Origin of the sequence: Halobellus sp. Atlit-38R, assembly GCF_003665925.1 — an archaeon.
GTDB lineage: Archaea > Halobacteriota > Halobacteria > Halobacteriales > Haloferacaceae > Haloquadratum > Haloquadratum inordinatus.
The window spans coordinates 1-826 of record NZ_QXIJ01000062.1 but is presented as its reverse complement, the minus strand read 5'-3'; the positions used below and the strand labels follow the sequence as shown (position 1 = coordinate 826).

The following is an 826-nucleotide window of genomic DNA, read 5'->3' as shown; positions in this document are numbered from 1 at the left end:
CCATCGTATATGGCCTCCTCCAGTGGCGATCAGCACGCCCGAATCGACTTTTCGCGGTGATTACTGGGGTTGTGTTGCTCCTGTCGTTCGTTCCGGACGTGACGTTTCTCCCGGGGCGTCCGGGAGCCACAACCGCAGGGATTCTCGTGCTGATGGTGATGCACGTGACTGTCGCGGGGATCTGCTACGCGGTACTCACCCGGTAGCCCGATAAGTACGAGTCGTTCAGGGCCTGTAAAAGAACGACAAACGCTGCATCAGTTCGGTCACAGAGTAGCACAGCGATTAGGCGTCTTCATGGCTGATATGGGTTCCTTCGGCCTACAGGAGGGCAGGAAGTTCATTCGCTAGCTGAGATTGTAGCTGTGATTCGATACGGACGAGAGCTGGGCCCGCCTCGACGAGGTCGTCTACTTGGTGGTACTCAACAAGATCAGCTGCCCGTAACGCAGGGAGATGGTCATAATACAGCGACATGTAGACCGGAGCCGGTCTCTGTCGTCGGGATCGGACGGTTCAGGGTCCTCCCAGACAGTGAGTTGGTCAGCTATCTCTGGGAGTGTCAGTGACGTTGGAGTGAGATAGAGACAATAGAGCAGATATCGTCGCCGGTGAACCGCAAAGACCGCGTCAACATCTTTCACTCAACGAGGACTCTGCCATATCAGTAGTCGAAAGTGCTTCGTCGTCTGTTGACATATTTGTATCTGGTTTCTCGCACTGGTTAGTTTTTGGCGTGCTCGACCATACACTCGAGAAGTGGGCGAAGCTCCTCGAATCGTGGCCCCTTGGTGACTTCGTGAGTGTCTCGGTCCCACTGAATGAA

At 55.0% G+C, this 826-nt stretch carries 1 protein-coding gene; it reads left to right on the top strand.

The features are described from left to right. Positions 1–206: DUF6069 family protein (locus tag D3D02_RS20745; RefSeq protein WP_233560702.1), on the top strand; the 206-nt coding region annotated here is incomplete at its 5' end. Between the last annotated feature and the right edge of the window lie 620 nt (positions 207–826).